The sequence below is a fragment of the Rhodococcus sp. LW-XY12 genome, from assembly GCF_019317345.1.
GTDB lineage: Bacteria > Actinomycetota > Actinomycetes > Mycobacteriales > Mycobacteriaceae > Rhodococcus > Rhodococcus pyridinivorans.
Map to the genome: position 1 here is coordinate 2296653 of NZ_CP079225.1, position 19726 is coordinate 2316378.

Annotated in this window: 19 protein-coding genes; 18 read left to right on the forward strand and 1 reads right to left on the reverse strand. The window is 70.7% G+C overall.

Going from position 1 to position 19726, the window contains the following annotated elements:
• The first annotated feature begins 43 nt into the window (after positions 1 to 43).
• The 8 genes from fmt to KXC42_RS10870 all read left to right on the forward strand — a co-directional run bounded on the left by fmt (position 44) and on the right by KXC42_RS10870 (position 8970).
• Positions 44 to 964 carry a methionyl-tRNA formyltransferase gene (gene fmt / locus KXC42_RS10835; protein ID WP_024100791.1) on the forward strand — a complete coding sequence of 307 codons (921 nt, stop codon included), beginning with the start codon at positions 44 to 46 and terminating at the stop codon, positions 962 to 964.
• The gene (locus KXC42_RS10840) at positions 961 to 2442 is read left to right on the forward strand and encodes an RsmB/NOP family class I SAM-dependent RNA methyltransferase (protein ID WP_219130315.1); all 1482 of its coding nucleotides are present in this window, start codon (positions 961 to 963) and stop codon (positions 2440 to 2442) included. Before fmt ends, KXC42_RS10840 begins: the two co-directional genes overlap by 4 nt.
• A gap of 104 nt (positions 2443 to 2546) precedes the next feature.
• Positions 2547 to 2951 (forward strand): hypothetical protein, encoded by a 405-nt coding sequence (locus KXC42_RS10845; protein ID WP_257606110.1) that lies wholly within the window; start codon positions 2547 to 2549, stop codon positions 2949 to 2951.
• The gene (locus KXC42_RS10850) at positions 2941 to 4539 is read left to right on the forward strand and encodes a cell wall metabolism sensor histidine kinase WalK (RefSeq protein ID WP_219130317.1); all 1599 of its coding nucleotides are present in this window, start codon (positions 2941 to 2943) and stop codon (positions 4537 to 4539) included. Before KXC42_RS10845 ends, KXC42_RS10850 begins: the two co-directional genes overlap by 11 nt.
• Positions 4536 to 5198, forward strand: a complete 663-nt coding sequence (locus tag KXC42_RS10855; RefSeq protein ID WP_219130318.1) for a response regulator transcription factor — start codon at positions 4536 to 4538, stop codon at positions 5196 to 5198. The genes KXC42_RS10850 and KXC42_RS10855 overlap by 4 nt, the downstream gene beginning before the upstream one ends.
• Complete coding sequence (locus KXC42_RS10860) at positions 5195 to 6697, forward strand: SLC13 family permease (RefSeq protein ID WP_219130319.1); 1503 nt, start codon at positions 5195 to 5197, stop codon at positions 6695 to 6697. The genes KXC42_RS10855 and KXC42_RS10860 overlap by 4 nt, the downstream gene beginning before the upstream one ends.
• 62 nt (positions 6698 to 6759) lie before the next feature.
• Positions 6760 to 7995 carry a glycerate kinase gene (locus KXC42_RS10865; protein ID WP_219130320.1) on the forward strand — a complete coding sequence of 412 codons (1236 nt, stop codon included), beginning with the start codon at positions 6760 to 6762 and terminating at the stop codon, positions 7993 to 7995.
• Between the two features lie 45 nt (positions 7996 to 8040).
• Complete coding sequence (locus KXC42_RS10870; RefSeq protein WP_006551464.1) at positions 8041 to 8970, forward strand: 1-phosphofructokinase family hexose kinase; 930 nt, start codon at positions 8041 to 8043, stop codon at positions 8968 to 8970.
• Between the two features lie 31 nt (positions 8971 to 9001).
• Here KXC42_RS10870 and KXC42_RS10875 read toward each other — a convergent pair whose 3' ends face one another.
• Positions 9002 to 9559: a glyoxalase/bleomycin resistance/extradiol dioxygenase family protein gene (locus KXC42_RS10875; RefSeq protein ID WP_219130321.1), complete on the reverse strand. Its 558-nt coding sequence runs from the start codon at positions 9557 to 9559 to the stop codon at positions 9002 to 9004.
• Between the two features lie 162 nt (positions 9560 to 9721).
• Between KXC42_RS10875 and rpe the strand changes: the two genes are divergently transcribed.
• From rpe to whiA, 10 genes are all read left to right on the forward strand, one after another.
• On the forward strand, positions 9722 to 10405 hold the full coding sequence (gene rpe, locus KXC42_RS10880; protein WP_006551466.1) for a ribulose-phosphate 3-epimerase: 684 nt from the start codon (positions 9722 to 9724) through the stop codon (positions 10403 to 10405).
• Entirely contained in the window at positions 10402 to 11502 is a 1101-nt protein-coding gene (gene ribD, locus KXC42_RS10885) for a bifunctional diaminohydroxyphosphoribosylaminopyrimidine deaminase/5-amino-6-(5-phosphoribosylamino)uracil reductase RibD (protein WP_006551467.1), read from the forward strand. The genes rpe and ribD overlap by 4 nt, the downstream gene beginning before the upstream one ends.
• A gap of 10 nt (positions 11503 to 11512) precedes the next feature.
• The gene (locus KXC42_RS10890) at positions 11513 to 12118 is read left to right on the forward strand and encodes a riboflavin synthase (protein ID WP_024100797.1); all 606 of its coding nucleotides are present in this window, start codon (positions 11513 to 11515) and stop codon (positions 12116 to 12118) included.
• 74 nt (positions 12119 to 12192) lie between these two features.
• Positions 12193 to 13443 (forward strand): bifunctional 3,4-dihydroxy-2-butanone-4-phosphate synthase/GTP cyclohydrolase II, encoded by a 1251-nt coding sequence (locus KXC42_RS10895; RefSeq protein ID WP_006551469.1) that lies wholly within the window; start codon positions 12193 to 12195, stop codon positions 13441 to 13443.
• Positions 13443 to 13925: a 6,7-dimethyl-8-ribityllumazine synthase gene (gene ribH, locus KXC42_RS10900; RefSeq protein ID WP_006551470.1), complete on the forward strand. Its 483-nt coding sequence runs from the start codon at positions 13443 to 13445 to the stop codon at positions 13923 to 13925. The genes KXC42_RS10895 and ribH overlap by 1 nt, the downstream gene beginning before the upstream one ends.
• Positions 13922 to 14503: a PH domain-containing protein gene (locus KXC42_RS10905; RefSeq protein ID WP_219130322.1), complete on the forward strand. Its 582-nt coding sequence runs from the start codon at positions 13922 to 13924 to the stop codon at positions 14501 to 14503. Before ribH ends, KXC42_RS10905 begins: the two co-directional genes overlap by 4 nt.
• 9 nt (positions 14504 to 14512) lie before the next feature.
• Entirely contained in the window at positions 14513 to 16726 is a 2214-nt protein-coding gene (gene uvrC / locus KXC42_RS10910) for an excinuclease ABC subunit UvrC (protein WP_219130323.1), read from the forward strand.
• Positions 16727 to 16749: 23 nt separating this feature from the next.
• Positions 16750 to 17664, forward strand: coding sequence for an RNase adapter RapZ (gene rapZ, locus KXC42_RS10915; protein ID WP_006551473.1), 915 nt, complete (start codon positions 16750 to 16752; stop codon positions 17662 to 17664).
• A complete protein-coding gene (gene yvcK / locus KXC42_RS10920) occupies positions 17661 to 18728 on the forward strand; it encodes a uridine diphosphate-N-acetylglucosamine-binding protein YvcK (RefSeq protein WP_033096618.1) in 1068 nt (355 codons plus the stop codon). Before rapZ ends, yvcK begins: the two co-directional genes overlap by 4 nt.
• Positions 18719 to 19702, forward strand: coding sequence for a DNA-binding protein WhiA (gene whiA, locus KXC42_RS10925; RefSeq protein ID WP_006551475.1), 984 nt, complete (start codon positions 18719 to 18721; stop codon positions 19700 to 19702). Before yvcK ends, whiA begins: the two co-directional genes overlap by 10 nt.
• The last annotated feature ends 24 nt before the right edge of the window (positions 19703 to 19726 follow it).

The following is a 19726-nucleotide window of genomic DNA, read 5'->3' on the forward strand; positions in this document are numbered from 1 at the left end:
CCACACGCAGCGCACCCCACCTCCTGCTCGGCGGTGCTCTGACATGCGCGTGGTCTTCGCGGGAACACCGGAACCCGCCGTCCCGTCGCTGCTCCGCCTCATCGAGTCACGCCACGAGGTCGTCGCGGTGGTCACCCGCCCCGACACCACCGCCGGTCGCGGCCGGAAGGTCGTGCGATCCGCCGTGGGGCAGATCGCCGACGAACACGGCATCGAGGTCCTCACGCCGCGCTCGCCGCGCGACCCCGAGTTCGTCGCGCGACTGACCGAACTCGCACCCGACTGCTGCCCCGTGGTGGCCTACGGCGCCCTGATCCCGCAGGACGTCCTGGACATCCCTGTGCACGGATGGGTGAACCTCCATTTCTCGCTGCTGCCCGCCTGGCGCGGCGCGGCGCCCGTGCAGGCGGCGATCGCTGCCGGTGACGAGATCACCGGAGCGAGCACCTTCCGGCTCGAGGCCGGCCTCGACACCGGTCCGGTCTACGGCGTCGTCACCGAGACGATCCGTCCCACCGACACCGCCGGCGACCTGCTCGGCCGCCTCGCCGAGGTCGGTGCGACGCTGCTCGAATCCACCCTCGACGGCCTCGAAGACGGCATCCTCACGCCCGCACCGCAGCCGGCCGACGGTGTCTCGCACGCGCCCAAGGTCACCGTCGAGGCCGCCCAGGTGCAGTGGACACTCCCCGCACACGTCGTCGACCGGCGAATTCGCGCCGTCACGCCCGCTCCGGGTGCGTGGACGATGATCGGCGACCTGCGCGTGAAGATCGGTCCCGTGACGGTGACCGACGAGACCCTCGAACCCGGTGAGCTCGACATCCGCAAGGACGGCGTGCTCGTCGGTACCGCTACCACTGCCGTCCGGCTCGGGACGGTGCAACCGCCCGGGAAGAAGGCGATGACAGCCACGGACTGGGCGCGCGGCGCCCGTCTCGACCCGAAGGTGCGTGCGCGATGAGCGAATCCGGCAGGCCCCCGCGGGGCAAGCGCAATGCCGGAGGACGGAACCCCGCAGGTCGCGGGGGACGCAGCGGCGGTGGGAAGCCGAACCGCAATCCGGCGTCCGAACACGCCCCCCGACCGTGGAAGCCTCCCGCCGACCCCGCACGTGTCGCCGCGCGGGACGTGCTGCGCGCCGTGCGCGAACGGGACGCCTACGCCAATCTCGTTCTCCCGTCGCTGCTCCGGGAGCGGCATCTCGACGCGCGCGACGCCGCCCTGGCCACCGAGCTCACCTACGGCGCGGCCCGCGCGCGAGGCCTGCTGGACGCCGTGATCGCCGACGCCGCGAACCGTCCCGTCGACGAGATCGACGGCGCGCTGCTCGACGTACTGCGTCTGGGTGCCTACCAGTTGCTGCGCACGCGCGTCGCCCCGCACGCCGCTGTCGCCACGAGCGTCGACCTCGTCCGGTCCGAATTCGGATCGGGCCGAGCAGGTTTCGTCAACGCGGTGCTTCGTCGTGTGGGTGAGCGTTCGGAGGAGGAGTGGATCACGCTGCTCGCCCCCGACCCGGACCGCGACCCGGTGGGTCACCTGGCCTTCCGATACGCGCACCCCCTGTGGATCGCGCAAGCGTTCGCCCACGCGCTCGGATCGGATGCCTCCGAACTCGCCGACGTCCTCGCCGCCGACGACGCGCGCCCGATCGTCCACCTCGTCGCCCGGCCCGGGGTTATCACCGCGGAGGAACTCGCGCTCGTCACCGGCGGTGAGCTCGGACCGTGGTCGCCCTATGCGGTGCACCTCGAGCACGGCGACCCCGGCCGCCTCGAACCCGTCCGGGAAGGCATGGCCGCAGTCCAGGACGAAGGCAGCCAGCTCGTCGCACGTGCCCTCACCCTCGCACCCCTCGTCGGCGAGGACCGGGGCCGCTGGCTCGACCTGTGCGCGGGACCGGGCGGAAAGGCGGCGCTGCTCGGCGCCATCGCCGCGATCGACGGGTTCGCCGTCGACGCGGTCGAACCGGTCGACCACCGCGCGGAACTCGTCCGCAAGACCGCCCGCGACCTGCCGGTGACCGTGCACATCGCCGACGGGCGCGAGCCCGGACTCGAACCGGGCTACGACCGGATCCTCGTGGACGCACCCTGCACGGGTCTCGGCGCGTTGCGTCGGCGTCCCGAGGCGCGGTGGCGACGGCAACCCGGCGACGTCGCCGAACTCGTGCGGCTGCAGAAGGAACTGCTCGCATCGGCGATCGGACTGCTGCGTCCCGGTGGTGTGGTGCTCTACTCGACGTGTTCACCGCACGTCTCGGAGACCGTCGCCGTCGTGTCCGACGCGGTGCGCCGCCACGGTGTCGAACAGCTCGACACCCGCGAACTCGTCCCCGGCGTGCCGCAGGTCGGGGAGGGGCCGGGAGTCCAGCTCTGGCCGCACCGCCACGGCACCGACGCCATGTTCATGGCTGCGCTGCGTAAACCCGAGCGCTGATCGCGACCGCCGGACACGGATCGTCGTGTCCGGCGCCGGGAAGATGAAAGTCTTCTCATCCGGTCTTCACGATCGATTCACTCCGGTGCAGGATGCTGTTCCCCATGCCGGTGATGAAACGCATGCTCGTGATCGCAGCGCTGCTGCTGATCCCGGCGGCCCTCGCGTGGGGGAGCCAGGCCCTGACACGACCGGCGGGCTCCCCCGAGATCGGTGATGCATCGGTCACCGTCTCCGTCGTGCCGACCACGACCGAGCCCGCGGCGCCGTCCCCCGGGGCCGAGGCGCCCGAGGTACGACCCGAACCCGAGCAGGAGTCGGCGTCCGCACCGTCGGTCCCCGGCACGCAGACATCCCCGCCTGCCGTCGTGCCGGCCCCGGTTCCCGATCCGGGCTGGTCCGACGTCGCGCGTCAGCCCCTGCCGACCCCTCAGGTCGAGTGGGACGACGACTGGGACGGCGACGGCGACGACAGTGGGGACGACGACTGGGACGACGATGACGACTGAGTCCGGGAAGCCGGCCGGGACGGAGCGCACCGGTCACCTCCGCATCCCTCACCCCGGTCGCGGATCCGCTCTCCCTGCCCGGTGGCGCATCCTCAGCTGGATCCTGCTGACCACGGCCGTCGCGCTCGTCGCCGTCGTCGTCACCGCGCGGGTGCTGCTCCTCAACCACGTCGACCGAGATGCGAATGCCGACATCACGCAGGAGATCGACGAATTCCGGGCATTCGCCGCCGAGGGCGTCGACCCCACCACGACGTTCCCGTTCACCTCCGTGGAGCGGATGCTCGAGGTCTATCTCAACCGCCAGCACACCTCGGAGGGCGAGGTGATCGTCGGCGTCGTCGACGGTTCGCTGCTCTTCGACCGCCGTATCGCGGTGGACCGGCCCGACCTGCCGGCGAACCTCACCGAGGACGGTGTGATGTTCGAGCGCATCCTCAACGCCCCCACCGGCTCGGGCGTCCACGAGGTGGACGGTGGACAGATGCGCTGGGCCCGCGCCGACGTCACCTCCGGCGACGACCGGGGCGCGCTGATCGTCGCCGTGTTCACCGCCGAGCAGCGCGCGAAGGTCGCCGACACCGCCCGCACCATCGGACTGGTCGCGATCGGCGGCCTCGGTCTCACGGCGATCATCGGCTGGCTGGTCGCGGGACAGATCCTCGCCCCGATCCGCCAGGTGCGCGAGGTGGCCGCCGCCATCGGCGAGAAGGATCTGACGAGTCGGGTGCCCGTGCACGGACGCGACGACATCGCCGCACTGGCACAGACCTTCAACTCGATGCTCGACCGCCTCGAACAGGCCTACACCACGCAGCAGCAGTTCGTCGACGACGCCGGCCACGAACTGCGGACACCGATCACCGTGATCCGCGGGCACCTCGAACTCATGGATCTCGGTCACGCCGACGACGCGACGCGCGAGGAGACGATCCGGCTCGTCGAGGACGAACTCGACCGGATGGCGCGGATCGTCACCGACCTGCTCGTCCTCGCCAAGGCCGAGCGCCCCGACTTCGTGCAGCGACGACCGGTCGACGTCACCGACCTCATGCTCGACGTCGAGGCCAAGGCGCAGATGCTCGGCACCCGCGACTGGCAGCTCATGGAGATCGCCGAGGGCATGGCCGACATCGACGCCCAACGCGTCACCCAGGCCGTGCTGCAGTACGCGACCAATGCCGTCACGCACACCCACCCTGGGGACGTCATCCAGCTCGGATCCGTCTTCGTCGAGCACAACGGCACCGAGCACCTCCGGATCTGGGTCCGGGACACCGGACCCGGGGTCGCTCCGGACGACGCGGCACGCATCTTCGAACGCTTCCGCCGCGGACGCACCGTCCCCGGTGACCGGCACGGACCCGCCGCCGAACGAGGCGGGGCAGGTCTCGGACTCGCCATCGTCCGCGCCATCGCCGACGCGCACCACGGCTCGGCTTGGGTCGAGAGCGCGGTCGGGCACGGCGCGACCTTCGGCATCGACCTCCCCCTACGAGACCCTGCAGGAACCACCGGCACGACCGGCACGACCGGCACGACCGGTTCCCCCGGTACAGCCGAGACTCGAAGGACCGCATCGCAGTGAGCAGAATCCTCATCGCCGAAGACGACACCCGCATCACCGCCTTCCTCGAGAAGGGGCTGCGCGCAGCGGGATACACCACCACCGACGCCACCGACGGCGAGACCGCCCTGATGCTCGCTCGCAGTGGCGCCTTCGATCTGGTGATCCTCGACATCGGGTTGCCCCGCATGGACGGCTTCACCGTCCTCGAGAGGTTGCGCGGTGAAGGTGTGCGGACCCCCGTGATCGTGCTGACCGCGCGAGACAGCGTCACCGATACCGTCGCGGGGCTCGAGGGCGGTGCCAACGACTATGTGAGCAAACCGTTCCAGTTCGCCGAACTGCTCGCCCGCATCCGGTTGCGCATCGGCGACAGCAGCTCGGCTGCCGATCCGGCAGCGGTGATCCGCGACGGCGACATGGCTCTGGACCCGCGGGCCCGACGCGCCGAGATCGCAGGGGAGAGCGCCGATCTCACCAGCCGCGAGTTCGCCCTGTTCGAGGTCTTCCTGCGTCACCGCGGGCAGGTGCTCTCCCGCGAACAGATCCTCGGGCACGTGTGGGGATACGACTTCGATCCCGCGTCCAACGTCGTCGACGTCTACGTGCGCGCACTGCGCAACAAGATCGGGGGAGACCGGGTCGAGACGATCCGCGGAGCGGGGTACCGGTTGCGATGACCTTCCACGCCACCGTCCCGCCGAGCTCCGTTGCGCCACAGCAGCGTCCGCCGCGCAGACACACCGCCCCGACGCCCGGCCGGATCGTCGCGGTCGGGATACTCGCCGGCACCGTCGGTCTCCTCGTGTATCTCACGCGCACCGACCCCGACCTGACGCCTCCGGCCGCCGTCACCATGATCGTGTTCGTCGTGGCCGTCTGGCTGTGGGTGTTCACGAGGATCGACGACACCTATGTGGCGCTCGGCGCTGCCGCGGCCCTCACGGTCGTCGGGGTCATCGACGCGGAGGCACTGTTCGCGACCCTCGGCGACGACGTCGTGTGGCTCCTGTTGTCCGCTTTCGTGATCGCCTCCGGTGTCGCGTCCTCGGGTTTGGCGACGCGGGGCGCGGCCTTCCTGGTGACGGGGGCGCACAGCCCGCGGGCGCTCGTGCACCTGGTGACGGCCGCGCTGATCGTCACCGCGTTCGCGGTCCCGTCGACCTCCGGTCGCGCCGCACTGGTGCTCCCGGTGTTCGTCGCGCTCGCGACGGTCCTCGCAGACCGGCCACGACTGGTGCGGGCACTCGCGTTGCTCTTCCCCACGGTGATCCTGCTGTCGGCGGTGGCGTCGCTGCTCGGCGCCGGTGCGCACCTGATCACCTCGCAGATCCTCTTCACGGCGACCGGCACCGGATTCGACTTCGCGACCTGGATGATCCTCGGCCTGCCGCTGGCGATCGTCTCGTCGCACGCCGCCGCCGAACTGGTGCTGCTGCTGTTCACCTCCACCGACGATCGGCGCGGACGCCTCACCGTCACCGCCGCCGACATCGGCGCGCAGGCCGACACCCCGGTCTGCGGGCCGCTCTCCGTCGCCGAATCCCGCGCCGCCCTTCTGCTGGTCGTGGTGATGGTGCTGTGGTGCACCGAACCCGTACACGGCATCCACCCGGCGGTGGTGGCGCTGCTCGGTGCGCTCGTCGCGACCTCCCCGCGGTACGGCTCCGTGCGTCTCGCGCCTGCGCTGAAGACCGTGCCGTGGCCTCTGCTGCTGTTCATGGCGGCAACGCTGTCGATCGGTACCGCGCTGACGACGAGCGGCGCGGCGGACTGGCTCGCATCGACGGCTTTCGGCCCGCTCACCTCGCGCGGAGAGGGTGCCGGTCCGTTGTTCGTGGTCGTCGTGGTCGTGATCTCCGCTGCGGCGCACCTGGTCATCCAGTCGCGCTCGGCCCGTTCCGCCGTTCTCGTTCCCGTCGTGGTGGCACTCGCCCCGAGCGCAGGTGTCGATCCGCTCGCCGCGGCCTTCGTCTCGACGGCCGCCGCAGGCTTCTGCCACACCCTGCCGTCGTCGGCCAAGCCCGTGACGCTGTTCGCGGACGTGCCCGGCACATCCACCTACTCGACCTCCGACCTGTTGCGCCTGGCAGCGCGGCTCGGCCCGCTCCTCGCCGCGCTGGTCCTGTTGTTCGCGTGGTTCGTCTGGCCGCTGCTCGGCCTGTCGCTGTTCGTCTGATCCCTGTTCCCTCCCCCGTTGTCCCGTTCCACGGTCTGTCCCGTTTCACGATCGGAGTCGTCATGGCTTTGAAGGTTCCTCATCGCGTGCTCGTCGCACCCAGCGGTTTCAAGGAGAGTCTCGATGCGCGCAGCGTCGCCGCTGCGATCGGTGCGGGAGTCCGCCGGGCTCTGCCGTGCGCCGCCGTCGACCTCGTGCCTGTTCCGGACGGTGGGGAGGGCACCGCCGAGATCCTTGCCGAGGCCACCGGCGGCACGCTCGTCCCGGTCACCGTGACCGGTCCCGTCGGCGAGCCGGTGCGGGCGAGCTGGGCGCGTCTCGGTGGTGTCACCCGCGGGACGGCGGTCGTCGAGATGGCCTCGGCCGCCGGCCTTCGTCTCGTGCCCACCGATCGCCGTGATCCCGGTGCCACCACCACCCGCGGGGTCGGTGAACTCGTTGCCGCGGCACTCGACGACGGCATCCGCCGCATCGTCATCGGCTGCGGCGACTCGGGCACCAGCGACGGCGGAGCCGGGGCACTGCGAGCACTCGGCGCCCGGATCCTCGACGCCGACAGCCACGAACTGCCCGACGGGGGACGGCACCTCGCGCGCGCCGCGCGTCTCGATCTCGACGATCTGCACCCGGCGCTCGCCGACACCGAGATCGTCCTGGCCTGCAACGTCCACAACGTCCTGTGTGGGCCGACCGGTGTCGCTCGGGTCTTCGGCCCGCAGAAGGGCGCGACACCCGCGCAGGTCGAGGAGCTGTCCGCCGCTCTGGAGCGCTGGGCGAAGGTGCTCGAACGGGACGGGCGGGCACACGGGCTGAATGTGCGGTTCGGGGCGGGCACCGGCGCCTCAGGCGGCCTCGGTGCCGGTCTGGCCGCGGGCATCGGCGCCCGGATCGCCTCCCGGTTCGACGTGCTGCTCGACAGCGGCCTGTCCGGTATCGATCTAGACTCCCTGATCGCGCGCGCCGATCTGATCATCACCGCCGAGGGCAGCATCGACGTCCAGACCCCGCGCGGCAAGGTGCCCGCGGAGGTCGCCCGCCGCGCCCAGCGCGCCGGGGTGCCGGTGCTCGCCATCGCCGGGTCGCTCGGCGAGGGGGCGCGCGACGTCCACGACGTCGGAATCGGCGCGATCGCGTCGATCATCCCCGTCCCGATGCGCCTCGAGGACGCCGTCGCCAACGGTCACGACCTGCTCGTCGACGCCGCCGCGCGGTCCATGCGTCTGCTGATGCTCGGCTCCGCCGTGGCGAGTCGCAGCAAGGGCCGGGCGAAGAAGCGCAAGCACCGGGCGGCGGCGTGATGCAGTTCCGCGCGCGGCCGGCCGGGGCCGAATAGGGTTCCGGTCATGCCCGAGATCGTCACCCTGACCATGAACCCGGCACTCGACGTCACGACCTTCACCGACGCGGTGGTGCCCACCCGCAAGCTCCGCTGCGACGAACCGTTCTACGACGCCGGCGGGGGAGGAGTGAACGTCGCGAAGGTCGCGCGCGTGCTCGGTGCCTCGGCCGCCGCCGTCTATCCGGCCGGTGGTGCGCGAGGTGAACAGATGAGCGGTCTGCTCGACGACGACGACGTCGAGGAACACATCGTCCCGATCACCGGGTCCACCCGAGAGTGCTTCACGGCGATCGACCGTCGCAGCGGTCAGGAATACCGTTTCGTCACACCCGGTCCCGAGCTGACGGACGAGGAGCAGGAACGCTGCCTCGCGACACTCGAGAAGGTCGCCGAAGGCGCGAAGTACGTGGTGGCGAGCGGCAGCTTCCCACCCGGTGTACCCGGCACCTTCGTCCGACGCATCGCGGCGGCGGCGCACGAGGCCGGCGCGCGGTTCGTCCTCGACTCGTCGGGCGATGCGCTGACCAGCATCGATTCGGGTGTCTACCTCGTCAAACCGAGCCTGGACGAGTTGTGCGAGTGGACCGGGCGGGAGCTGGCCACCGACGACGAGCAGATCGCGGCCGCGCGCGAACTCGTCACCTCCGGTGTCACGGAGATCGTGGTCGTCTCGCTCGGCGCAGACGGGGCGATCATGGTGACCGCCGACGAGGCCGTGCGGGTGCCGGCCCTGGCGGCCAAGGTGCGCAGCGCCGTCGGCGCCGGCGACAGCATGGTCGCCGGACTCGTCGTCGGACTGCTGCAGGAACGATCGTTGCGGGACGCGCTTGCTCTCGGGATCGCCTGCGGCACCGCGGCACTGCTCACCGCCGGAAGCCACGTCTGCCACCGCGAGGACATCGATCGTTTCGACGCCCTCGCCCGCCTGGTCTGACGACCCGCGGCGCCGGTCCGGCGACCGCCGGTCACACCGCGCGAGACCGTGGATCCCGCAGGGTACGAACGGCTTCGGTGAGTGTCGAGTGGATGTACCCGAGTTCCGGACTCGCGATGTGCGACCAGTCCGCCGACTCGTCCGCTGCCGCATCGTCCGTCCACGCGGATGTGTCGGTGCCGGGATCGTGCCGCTGGATCCACCAGAGATTGCCGGACGGATCCGAGAACCGGGCGAGGACATCGCCGAAGAAGTCCGTAGGCCGTGTGACGATCGCCGCGCCGTGCTGCGTGGCGCGTTCGAGGACGGCATCGACGTCGTGCACGTGGACCCGTACGAAGGCGGGGGTGAAGGGCCAGTCCGGTTTCCGGTCGGCGACCACGAGCACGGAGTCGCCGACCCGCACCTCCGAGTGGAGGAGGAGCCCGTCGTGGTCGAGGGTGCGCGCTTCGGGCACCTCCTCGGCCTCGAAGACGGCGACGAGGAAGTCGACGAGTTCGGTTGCTCCGTCGGAGATCAGGAAGGTGTCGACGGTGTTCGATCCGTCCGGACGGGGAAGGAGGGATTCGCGGTGATGGAGATCGGTCACGATGATCCTCGAGTTCGTAGGTGACTGCCAGCCTTCCGGGTATTGCGGCCACTTGGTGGCACCAATGCGCCCGAGATCGGAGATTCCGGCCGGGTTCGGCTGCGTGCGGCGCGTGCGACGCAGGTCCGACCCGGTGGAGGGCGCCGACTAGACTCGTCGGTTGTGGCCCACCCGATGATCGCTCCGTCCATCCTGTCCGCGGATTTCGCTCGTCTCGCCGACGAGGCGCAGGCCGTCGCCGGTGCCGACTGGCTCCACGTCGACGTCATGGACGCCCATTTCGTTCCGAACCTGACGCTCGGTCTCCCGGTCGTCGAGTCGCTGTTGAAGGCGACCGACATCCCGCTCGACTGTCACCTGATGATCGAGAACCCCGGTCGATGGGCTCCGCCCTACGCCGAAGCCGGTGCCCACAACGTCACCTTCCACGCGGAGGCGACCGACGACCCGGTCGCCGTGGCCCGCGACATCCGCGCGGCCGGCGGCAAGGCCGGGCTGTCCGTCAAGCCCGGCACCCCCATCGAGCCCTATCTCGGGATCCTGAAGGAGTTCGACACGCTGCTCGTGATGAGTGTCGAGCCGGGCTTCGGTGGTCAGTCCTTCATCCCGGACGTCCTCGACAAGGCCCGTCAGGTGCGTCGCCTGGTCGACTCGGGTGAACTGCGTCTGCTCGTCGAGATCGACGGTGGCATCAACACCGACACCATCGAGGCCGCCGCGGAAGCCGGTGTGGACTGCTTCGTCGCCGGGTCCGCCGTCTACGGCGCCGCCGATCCCGGTGAGGCGGTCCGCAAACTGCGGGCGCAGGCCGGGGCTGCGTCCCCGCACCTGACGCTCGCGCCGTGACCGCACCCGAGATCGCCGAAGCCCTCCAGTTCGCGCTCGACGCCTCGGAGGCCGTGCGGGGCACGACCAGCCCCAACCCGCCTGTCGGAGCGGTGATCCTCGACGCGGACGGCGCGGTGGCAGGTGTCGGGGCCACCGCACCACCCGGCGGTCCACACGCGGAGGTCCGGGCACTCGAGGCCGCGGGCGAACGCGCGCGCGGCGGAACCGCCGTCGTCACCCTCGAACCGTGCAACCACACCGGCCGCACCGGCCCGTGCGCGCAGGCCCTCATCGAGGCGGGGATCGCGACGGTGTACTACTCCGTCGCCGATCCGAATCCCGTCGCCGGGGGCGGCGCCGACACCCTCCGCGCCGCGGGCATCACGGTGCATCCCGGTCTCGGTGCCGAGACCGTCGCCCGCGGCCCGCTGCGGGCATGGCTGCACCGGCAACACACCGGCCGGCCGCACGTGACGTGGAAGTACGCCGCGTCGATGGACGGTCGCAGCGCGGCCGCCGACGGCACGAGCAAGTGGATCTCCGGTCCCGAGTCGCGTGCGCGCGTGCACGACCAGCGCAGCCGGCTCGACGCCATCATCGTCGGAACCGGCACCGTCCTCACCGACGACCCGTGGTTGACCGCCCGTCTGCCCGACGGCGAACTCGCGCCGCACCAGCCGCTGAGGGTCGTTATCGGTATGCGTGAGATCCCCACCTCCGCAAGAGTTCTCGATGACGCGGCGCCGACGCTGGTGTTGCGCACCCACGACATCGGGGAGGTGCTCGACGCGCTCGGCGACCGACCCGACGTGCTGCTCGAAGGCGGCCCCCGGCTCGCGGGCGCCTTCCTCGCAGCGGGCTGCGTCGACCGCATCCAGGCATACCTGGCGCCCGTCGTGCTCGGAGCCGGCGAGGCCGCCGTCGAGGACGCCGGGGTGGGCACGATCTCCGACGCGCTACGGTTCCGCCGGGAACGGGTCGAGACCGTCGGCTCGGACATTCTGTTGACACTCGTCCCGGACCGGGACAACCGACACTCGTCCCGGACCGGGACAACCGACACTCGTCCCGGACCGGGACAACCGAATCGGACCCGGTCGCGGATCGGGAGCTAAGGAGCGGAACATGTTCACCGGCATAGTCGAGGAACTCGGTGAGATCGTCGCGAAGGAGGACCTCGCCGACTCGGCACGCTTCACCGTGCGCGGACCGCTGGTCACCTCCGACGCCGAGCACGGCGATTCGATCGCGGTCAACGGGGTGTGCCTGACGGTCGTCGACGTCCTCGACGGCGGGTCCTTCACCGCCGATGTAATGCAGGAGACGCTGAACCGGTCGTCGCTCGGACAGCTCACGCTCGGCAGCTCCGTCAACCTCGAACGCGCCGCCGCGCTGAACAGTCGCCTCGGCGGCCACCTCGTGCAGGGCCACGTCGACGCCACCGGAGCCGTCGTCTCCCGCACACCCTCGGAGAACTGGACTGTGGTGCGCATCTCGCTCCCGGCCGAAATCTCCCGCTACGTGGTCGAAAAGGGATCGATCACCGTCGACGGTGTCTCGTTGACGGTCTCGGGTCTCGGAGGGGAACGCGGACAGGAGTGGTTCGAGATCTCGCTCATTCCGACCACGCTGTCGCTGACGACGCTCGGCACCGCCGAGCCGGGCACCCTCGTCAACCTCGAGGTCGACGTGATCGCCAAGTACGTGGAGCGCCTGCAGAACGCGCGCTGACGCGTCGTACTGTGGAGATCGACAGTGGACGCGGAGCACGAGTCGTCCGGATACGAGAGTTGGAGTCCAGGGAAGTGACGAGGTTCGACACCATCGAGCGCGCGGTCGCCGACATCGCCGCCGGTAAGGCGGTCGTCGTGGTCGACGACGAAGACCGTGAAAACGAGGGCGACCTCATCTTCGCCGCGGAGAAGGCAACGCCGGAACTCGTGGCGTTCATGGTCCGCTACACGTCCGGGTACCTGTGCGTGCCCCTGGACGGCGAGGACTGCGACCGTCTCGGTCTGCCTCCCATGTACAGCGTCAACCAGGACAAGCACGGCACCGCCTACACGGTCACCGTCGACGCGAGGGAAGGCATCGGCACAGGTATCTCCGCGTCCGACCGCGCCGCCACCATGCGGCTGCTCGCCGACCCGAACTCCACCGCCCAGGACTTCACGCGTCCCGGTCACGTGGTGCCGCTGCGCGCCAAGGAGGGCGGCGTCCTGCGCCGGCCCGGGCACACCGAGGCCGCCGTCGACCTCGCGCGCATGGCCGACCTGCGACCGGCCGGCGTCATCTGCGAGATCGTCTCGCAGAAGGACGAAGGCGAGATGGCGCGCACCGACGAACTGCGGGTCTTCGCCGACGAACACGAACTCGCCCTGATCTCGATCGCGGATCTCATCGCATGGCGCCGCAAGCACGAGAAGCACGTCGTGCGCGTCGCCGAGGCCCGCATCCCCACCCGGCACGGCGACTTCACGGCCGTCGGCTACCAGAGCATCTACGACGACGTCGAACACGTCGCGCTCGTCCGCGGCGACATCGCCGGCCCGGACGGCGACGGCTCCGACGTGCTCGTGCGTGTGCACTCCGAATGCCTGACCGGCGACGTCTTCGGGTCGCTGCGCTGCGACTGCGGTCCGCAGCTCGACGCCGCCCTCGAGATGGTGGCCGAGGAAGGCCGCGGCGTCGTGCTCTACATGCGTGGCCACGAGGGACGCGGCATCGGCCTGATGCACAAGCTGCAGGCTTACCAGCTGCAGGACTCCGGCTCCGATACCGTCGACGCCAACCTGCAACTCGGCCTGCCCGCCGACGCCCGCGACTACGGCATCGGCGCTCAGATCCTCGTCGACCTCGGTATCTCGTCGATGCGGCTGCTGACCAACAACCCGGCCAAGCGCGTCGGTCTCGACGGCTACGGCCTGCAGATCACCGAACGTGTCCCGATGCCGTTGCGCGCGAACCGCGAGAACATCTCGTACCTGCGCACGAAGCGCGATCGCATGGGCCACGACCTGATCGGTCTCGACGAGTTCGACGAGGGAGACGCCTGATGAGCGGCGAAGGCCTGCCCGACCTGCAGCTCGCCGACGCCGCAGGGCTGAGCCTTGCGATCGTCGCCGGCAGCTGGCACACCGAGATCTCCGACGCCCTCATCGCAGGCGCACAGCGTGTCGCCGAGCAGGCGGGTGTCACCGACGTCACCCTCGAGCGGGTCGCCGGAGCGATCGAGCTTCCCGTCGTCGCGCAGCAGCTCGCCCGCACCCACGACGCGGTCGTCGCGCTCGGCGTGGTGATCCGCGGCGGCACACCGCACTTCGAGTACGTGTGCGACGCCGTGACCTACGGCCTCACCCGGATCGCGCTCGACGAGGGCACCCCCGTGGGCAACGGTGTTCTCACCACCGACACCGAACAGCAGGCCCGCGACCGCGCCGGTCTGCCCGGCTCCGCGGAAGACAAGGGCGGCCAGGCCTGCGCGGCCGCGCTCGACACCGCCGTGACCCTGCGGCGGCTGCGGAAGGCGGCGCGTTGACCCGCGACGAGACCGGCTGGGATCTCGAGGTACGCCCGGAGAAGATGCGGCGCTGGGTCGTCGTGGCGGCGGTCGTCGTCATGGCCATCCACATCTTCGCGGCGCTCGTGCTCCGCGGGGGCGGCGACACCGGCGTGCACCTGCGGGTCGTCGACCAGATCGCGATCCTCGCCATCGGTGTCGTGCTCACCGGAGGCGTCCTGCTGTTCACCCGCCCACGGCTGCGGGCGGGTGCCGACGGCGTCTCCGTCCGCAACGTGGTCGCCGAACGACACATCCCGTGGACCGACGTGCGCGGGCTGTTCTTCGACCAGGGCGCCCCCTGGGCCCGCCTCGAACTGCCGTTCGACGAGTACGTGCCCGTCGTCGCCATCCAGGCGCGCGACGGGGAACGCGCCGTGGACGCGCTCGAGCGTTTCCGCGAACTGGAGTCCCGCTACACCGGCGGAGCCGTCAGCGACAACGACGACGGCGGAGCCGTCAGGCGCCACGACGACGGCGGAGCCGTCAGGCGCCACGACGACGGCGGAGCCGTCAGGCGCAACGACGACGGCGGAGCCGTCAGGGGCGACGACTAGCCTGGACCTGTGCCCGACCCCTCGACATATCGCCCAGCCCCCGGTTCCATTCCCACGGAGCCGGGGGTCTACAAGTTCCGCGACCCGCACGGCCGGGTCGTCTACGTCGGCAAGGCGAAGAATCTCCGGTCCCGCCTGAACTCGTACTTCGCCGACATCGCCTCGCTGCATCCGCGCACCCGTCAGATGGTGACCACCGCGGGCCGGGTCGAGTGGACGGTGGTGCGCACCGAGGTCGAGGCACTCCAACTCGAGTACAACTGGATCAAGGAGTTCGATCCGCGGTTCAACGTCCGCTACCGCGACGACAAGACGTACCCGATGCTCGCGGTCACGTTGAACGAGGAATACCCCCGTCTGTTCGTCTACCGGGGGCCGCGCCGCAAGGGCGTGCGCTATTTCGGTCCCTACTCGCATGCCTGGGCGATCCGCGAGACCCTCGACCTGTTGCTGCGGGTGTTCCCGTCGCGCACGTGCTCGGCCGGGGTCTTCAAGCGGCACGCGCAGATCGGCCGCCCGTGCCTGCTCGGCTACATCGACAAATGCTCCGCGCCGTGTGTCGGACGCGTCTCCGCCGACGAACACCGCCGCATCGTCGAGGACTTCTGCGACTTCCTCGCCGGTCGCACCGACAAACTCGTCCGCGATGTCGAGAAGCGGATGCAGGACGCCGCGGAGGAACTCGACTTCGAGACCGCAGCCCGCCTGCGCGACGATCTCGGGGCACTGCGCAAGGCACTCGAGAAGCAGGCCGTCGTGCTCGGCGACGGTACCGACGCCGACCTCGTGGCGTTCGCCGGCGACGACCTCGAGGTGGCCGTCCAGGTCTTTCACGTGCGCGGCGGTCGCGTGCGGGGTCAACGCGGCTGGGTCGTCGAGAAGTCCGGCGACGTGCTCGACCGTCCCGAGGACCGCGACGTCGAAGGCGTCGAGGCCGCCGAGGGGACCGACGACGCCGAAGAACTCTCGCTGCTCGTCGAACAGTTCCTCACCCAGTTCTACGGCGAGGAGGCCGCGCTCGGCACCGACGACGCGGACGCCACCAGTGCCGTGCCGCGCGAGGTGCTCGTCCCCGCCCTGCCGCCCGACCCGGATGAGATGAGCCGCTGGCTCGGGCGTCTGCGCGGCGGTCCCGTGCGTCTGCGCATCCCGCAGCGCGGCGACAAGAAGGCACTGGCCGACACGGTCGAACGCAACGCCAAGGAAGCACTTGCCCAGCACAAGCTGCGGCGCGCGGGCGACTTCAATGCCCGATCGGCGGCGTTGCAGGGTATCCAGGACGCCCTCGACCTCGACTCGGCGCCGCTGCGTATCGAGTGTGTCGACATCAGCCACGTGCAGGGCACCGACGTCGTCGCATCGCTGGTCGTCTTCGAGGACGGACTGCCCCGCAAGTCCGACTACCGGCACTACGCCATCAAGCACGCCGCGGGCGACGGGCACTCCGACGACGTCGCCTCGATCGCCGAGGTCACCCGCCGGCGTTTCCTCCGCCACAACCGCGACCTCGCCCGACAGGCCGATTCGGACGGATCCGTTCCGGAGGGTGGCGACGGCGGGGACCTCGCGCCCGAAGCAGCACTGGACCCGGCGACGGGCCGTCCGCGCAGGTTCGCCTACCCGCCGAACCTGTTCGTCGTCGACGGTGGTGCGCCGCAGGTCGCGGCCGCGGCCGAGGTCCTCGACGAACTCGGTATCACGGATGTCGCGGTCGTCGGGCTCGCGAAGCGTCTCGAGGAGGTGTGGGTGCCGGGGGAGGAGGACCCGGTGATCCTTCCGCGCACCAGCGAGTCGCTGTACCTGCTGCAGCGTATCCGCGACGAGGCACACCGTTTCGCGATTACCTACCACCGCAGCAAGCGGTCCAAGCGCATGACCGCCTCCGCTCTCGACGGGGTTCGTGGTCTCGGCGACACCCGACGCAAGGCGCTCGTCACCCACTTCGGGTCGGTCGCGCGGCTACGCGAGGCGAGCGTCGAGGAGATCACCGCGGTGCCCGGGATCGGGCAGGCCACGGCGAAAGCCGTCCTCGAGGCGCTGCGGGGCGACGTACCGGCTCCGGCCGAGTCGCCGCAGGACACCGACGCCCCGACTGTCGCGGATGCGAGCGATCCGGCTGCGGCACCTGCGGGTGACCCGACGGCCGCGGATGCGGGCGACACGCCCGTAGGCGATGATGGCTCCGTCGGCGTGTCGGGAGTACGAGCGGAGTCGGAACAGTGACCGAAGTGGGTCGGATCCCGGGGATGGCGGACGGTTCGGAACAGGGTGTCGACGGTGAACGGCCGGCGCAGGCCGAGGTCATCGTCGTCACCGGACTGTCCGGAGCCGGACTGAGTACTGCGGCGACCGCCCTCGAGGATCTCGGGTGGTACGTCGCGGAGAACCTCCCGCCCCAGTTGGTGCTGTCGATGATCGATCTCGCGGTGCAGGCCGAACCTCCGCTGCAACGTCTCGCCGTGGTGATGGACGTGCGCAGCCGGTTGTTCACCGGCGACCTCGAACGCGTCGTCACCGATCTGGCGGCCCGCCCGGTCAACACCCGGGTGCTGTTCCTCGAAGCGGCCGACTCGGTGCTCGTCCGGCGGTTCGAGCAGGTACGCCGCAGTCATCCGCTGCAGTCCGACACGGCCGATCGCACGCTCACCGACGGCATCGCCGTCGAACGCGAGCAGCTCGCTCCCGTGAAGGCCGCGGCCGACCTCGTCATCGACACGTCCGCGCTGTCCGGGCCCGATCTGCGTCGCAAGATCGAGGCGGCCTTCGGCGACGCCACATCCGACACCATCCGGGTGACCGTGGAGTCGTTCGGCTTCAAGTACGGCCTGCCCATGGACTCCGACGTCGTGTGCGACGTGCGGTTCCTGCCGAACCCCCACTGGATCGCCGAATTGCGGCCGCACACCGGGCAGGACGCGGCGGTGCGCGACTATGTACTCTCCCGCGACGGTGCCGAGGACTATCTCGCCACCTATCACCGGCTGCTCGATCTGACGACCGCCGGTTACCGTCGGGAGGGGAAGCGCTACATGACGATTGCAGTGGGCTGCACCGGAGGGAAACACCGGAGCGTGGCGATGGCCGAGGCCCTCGCTGCACGCCTCGAGCAGGCACCGGATCTGACGGTGAACGTGGTGCACCGGGATCTGGGGCGCGAGTGAACGCCGCCGAGACTCCCGACTCCGACAGCACGCCGTACTCCGAGAGCGCTCCGAGCTCCGGGGCGGTGCCCGGCCCCGCGATCACTGCTCTCGGTGGCGGACACGGCCTGTACGCGACGCTCAGTGCCGTCCGGCGCCTCACCGACCGGGTCACCGCCGTGGTGACCGTCGCCGATGACGGAGGGTCCTCGGGACGGCTGCGCGCCGAACTCGGCGTCGTCCCACCCGGCGACCTGCGCATGGCGCTCGCAGCGCTCGCCGGCCGCGACGACGAGGTCCGGGTGTGGACCGAGACCGTCCAACACCGCTTCGGGGGCACGGGCGCCCTCGCCGGGCACTCGGTCGGCAACTTGATCCTCGCCGGGCTCGCCGAGGTCGCGGGCGACACCGTCACCGCCCTCGACATGCTCGCCCGCGTCCTCGACGTGCGCGGCCGTGTGCTGCCCATGTCGCCGATCCCGCTCGACATCGAGGCCGACGTGTCGGGACTCGAATCCGACCCGCGGGTGAGCCGCTGCATCCGGGGGCAGGTCGCGGTGGCGACCACCCCGGGCAAGGTGCGCCGGGTCCGGCTGATTCCCGCCGATCCGCCGGCCTGCCCGCCCGCGCTCGACGCGGTGTGCGAGGCCGATCTCGTGGTGCTCGGCCCGGGATCCTGGTTCTCGAGCGTCATCCCGCACGTGCTCGTCCCGGACCTGCACGAGGCGCTGGTCCACACGACGGCGCTCAAGGTCCTCGTGCTCAACCTCGCGGCGGAACCGGGGGAGACCGCAGGCTTCTCCGCGGAACGCCACCTGCACGTTCTCGCCCAGCACGCCCCCGATTTCCGTGTCGACCAGGTCGTCGTGGATGCTGCCTCGGTACCGGAAGGACGCGAGCGCGAGCACCTGAGCCGGTCCGCGGCCCGATTCGGAGCGGACGTCTCGTTCGTCGATGTCGCCGAGACCGGTACGCATCGACACGACCCCGCCAAGTTGGCGGGGGCACTGGAAACATGTCTGTCCTCGCGCGGTGGAGTCCGTGCCACACGCGGGGGTGGGAGGGAGAGCGTCTCGTGGCAATGACAGCGGAGGTCAAGGACGAGCTGAGCAGGTTGTCGGTCACCAGGATCAGCAACCGCAAGGCCGAGGTGTCCGCCCTCCTGCGCTTCGCCGGGGGATTGCACATCGTCGCCGGGCGAGTGGTCGTCGAGGCCGAGGTCGACCTCGGATCGATCGCACGTCGCCTCCGCCGCGAGATCTTCGAGCTCTACAGCTATCCCGCGGAGATTCAGGTGCTCGGCGCGGGTGGTCTGCGCAAGAGCTCCCGGTACATCGTCCGTGTCGGGAAGGACGGTGAGGCGCTGGCCCGCCGCACCGGTCTGCTCGACGGTCGCGGACGACCGGTGCGCGGACTGCCGGCACAGGTGGTCGGCGGCAGCGTCTCCGACTCCGCCGCGGCGTGGCGCGGGGCGTTTCTCGCCCACGGCTCGCTCACCGAACCGGGCCGTTCCTCGGCGCTCGAGGTGAGCTGCCCCGGCCCGGAGGCCGCCCTCGCGCTCGTCGGCGCCGCCCGCCGGCTCGGCGTCACTGCCAAGGCGCGTGAGGTGCGCGGCGCCGACCGGGTGGTGATCCGCGACGGCGAGGCCATCGGCGCGCTGCTCACCCACATGGGCGCGCAGGACACCCGGCTGGTCTGGGAGGAGCGCCGCATGCGCCGGGAGGTGCGGGCGACCGCGAACCGCCTCGCCAACTTCGACGACGCCAATCTGCGCCGGTCCGCACGCGCCGCCGTGGCGGCCGCCGCGCGGGTCGAGCGGGCATTGGCGATCCTCGGCGCCGACGTGCCCGACCACCTCGCTGCCGCCGGCGCGCTGCGCGTGCAGCACCGTCAGGCGTCCCTCGAGGAGCTCGGCCAGCTCGCCGATCCGCCGATGACCAAGGACGCCGTCGCGGGACGGATCCGCCGCCTGCTGTCGATGGCGGATCGTCGCGCGAAGGAACTCGGGATCCCCGATACGGAGTCGGCCGTCACCGCTGAGTTGCTGGACGAGGCATAGCGGGGCAGGCTTGCAAGGGAGTTC

Excerpts from the sequence above, each read along its gene's own strand:
- fmt (WP_024100791.1), top strand. The coding sequence starts at position 44 with ATGCGCGTGGTCTTCGCGGGAACACCGGAACCCGCCGTCCCGTCGCTG.
- KXC42_RS10840 (WP_219130315.1), top strand. The coding sequence starts at position 961 with ATGAGCGAATCCGGCAGGCCCCCGCGGGGCAAGCGCAATGCCGGAGGA.
- KXC42_RS10845 (WP_257606110.1), top strand. The coding sequence starts at position 2,547 with ATGCCGGTGATGAAACGCATGCTCGTGATCGCAGCGCTGCTGCTGATC.
- KXC42_RS10850 (WP_219130317.1), top strand. The coding sequence starts at position 2,941 with ATGACGACTGAGTCCGGGAAGCCGGCCGGGACGGAGCGCACCGGTCAC.
- KXC42_RS10860 (WP_219130319.1), top strand. The coding sequence starts at position 5,195 with ATGACCTTCCACGCCACCGTCCCGCCGAGCTCCGTTGCGCCACAGCAG.
- KXC42_RS10865 (WP_219130320.1), top strand. The coding sequence starts at position 6,760 with ATGGCTTTGAAGGTTCCTCATCGCGTGCTCGTCGCACCCAGCGGTTTC.
- KXC42_RS10870 (WP_006551464.1), top strand. The coding sequence starts at position 8,041 with ATGCCCGAGATCGTCACCCTGACCATGAACCCGGCACTCGACGTCACG.
- KXC42_RS10890 (WP_024100797.1), top strand. The coding sequence starts at position 11,513 with ATGTTCACCGGCATAGTCGAGGAACTCGGTGAGATCGTCGCGAAGGAG.
- ribH (WP_006551470.1), top strand. The coding sequence starts at position 13,443 with ATGAGCGGCGAAGGCCTGCCCGACCTGCAGCTCGCCGACGCCGCAGGG.
- rapZ (WP_006551473.1), top strand. The coding sequence starts at position 16,750 with ATGGCGGACGGTTCGGAACAGGGTGTCGACGGTGAACGGCCGGCGCAG.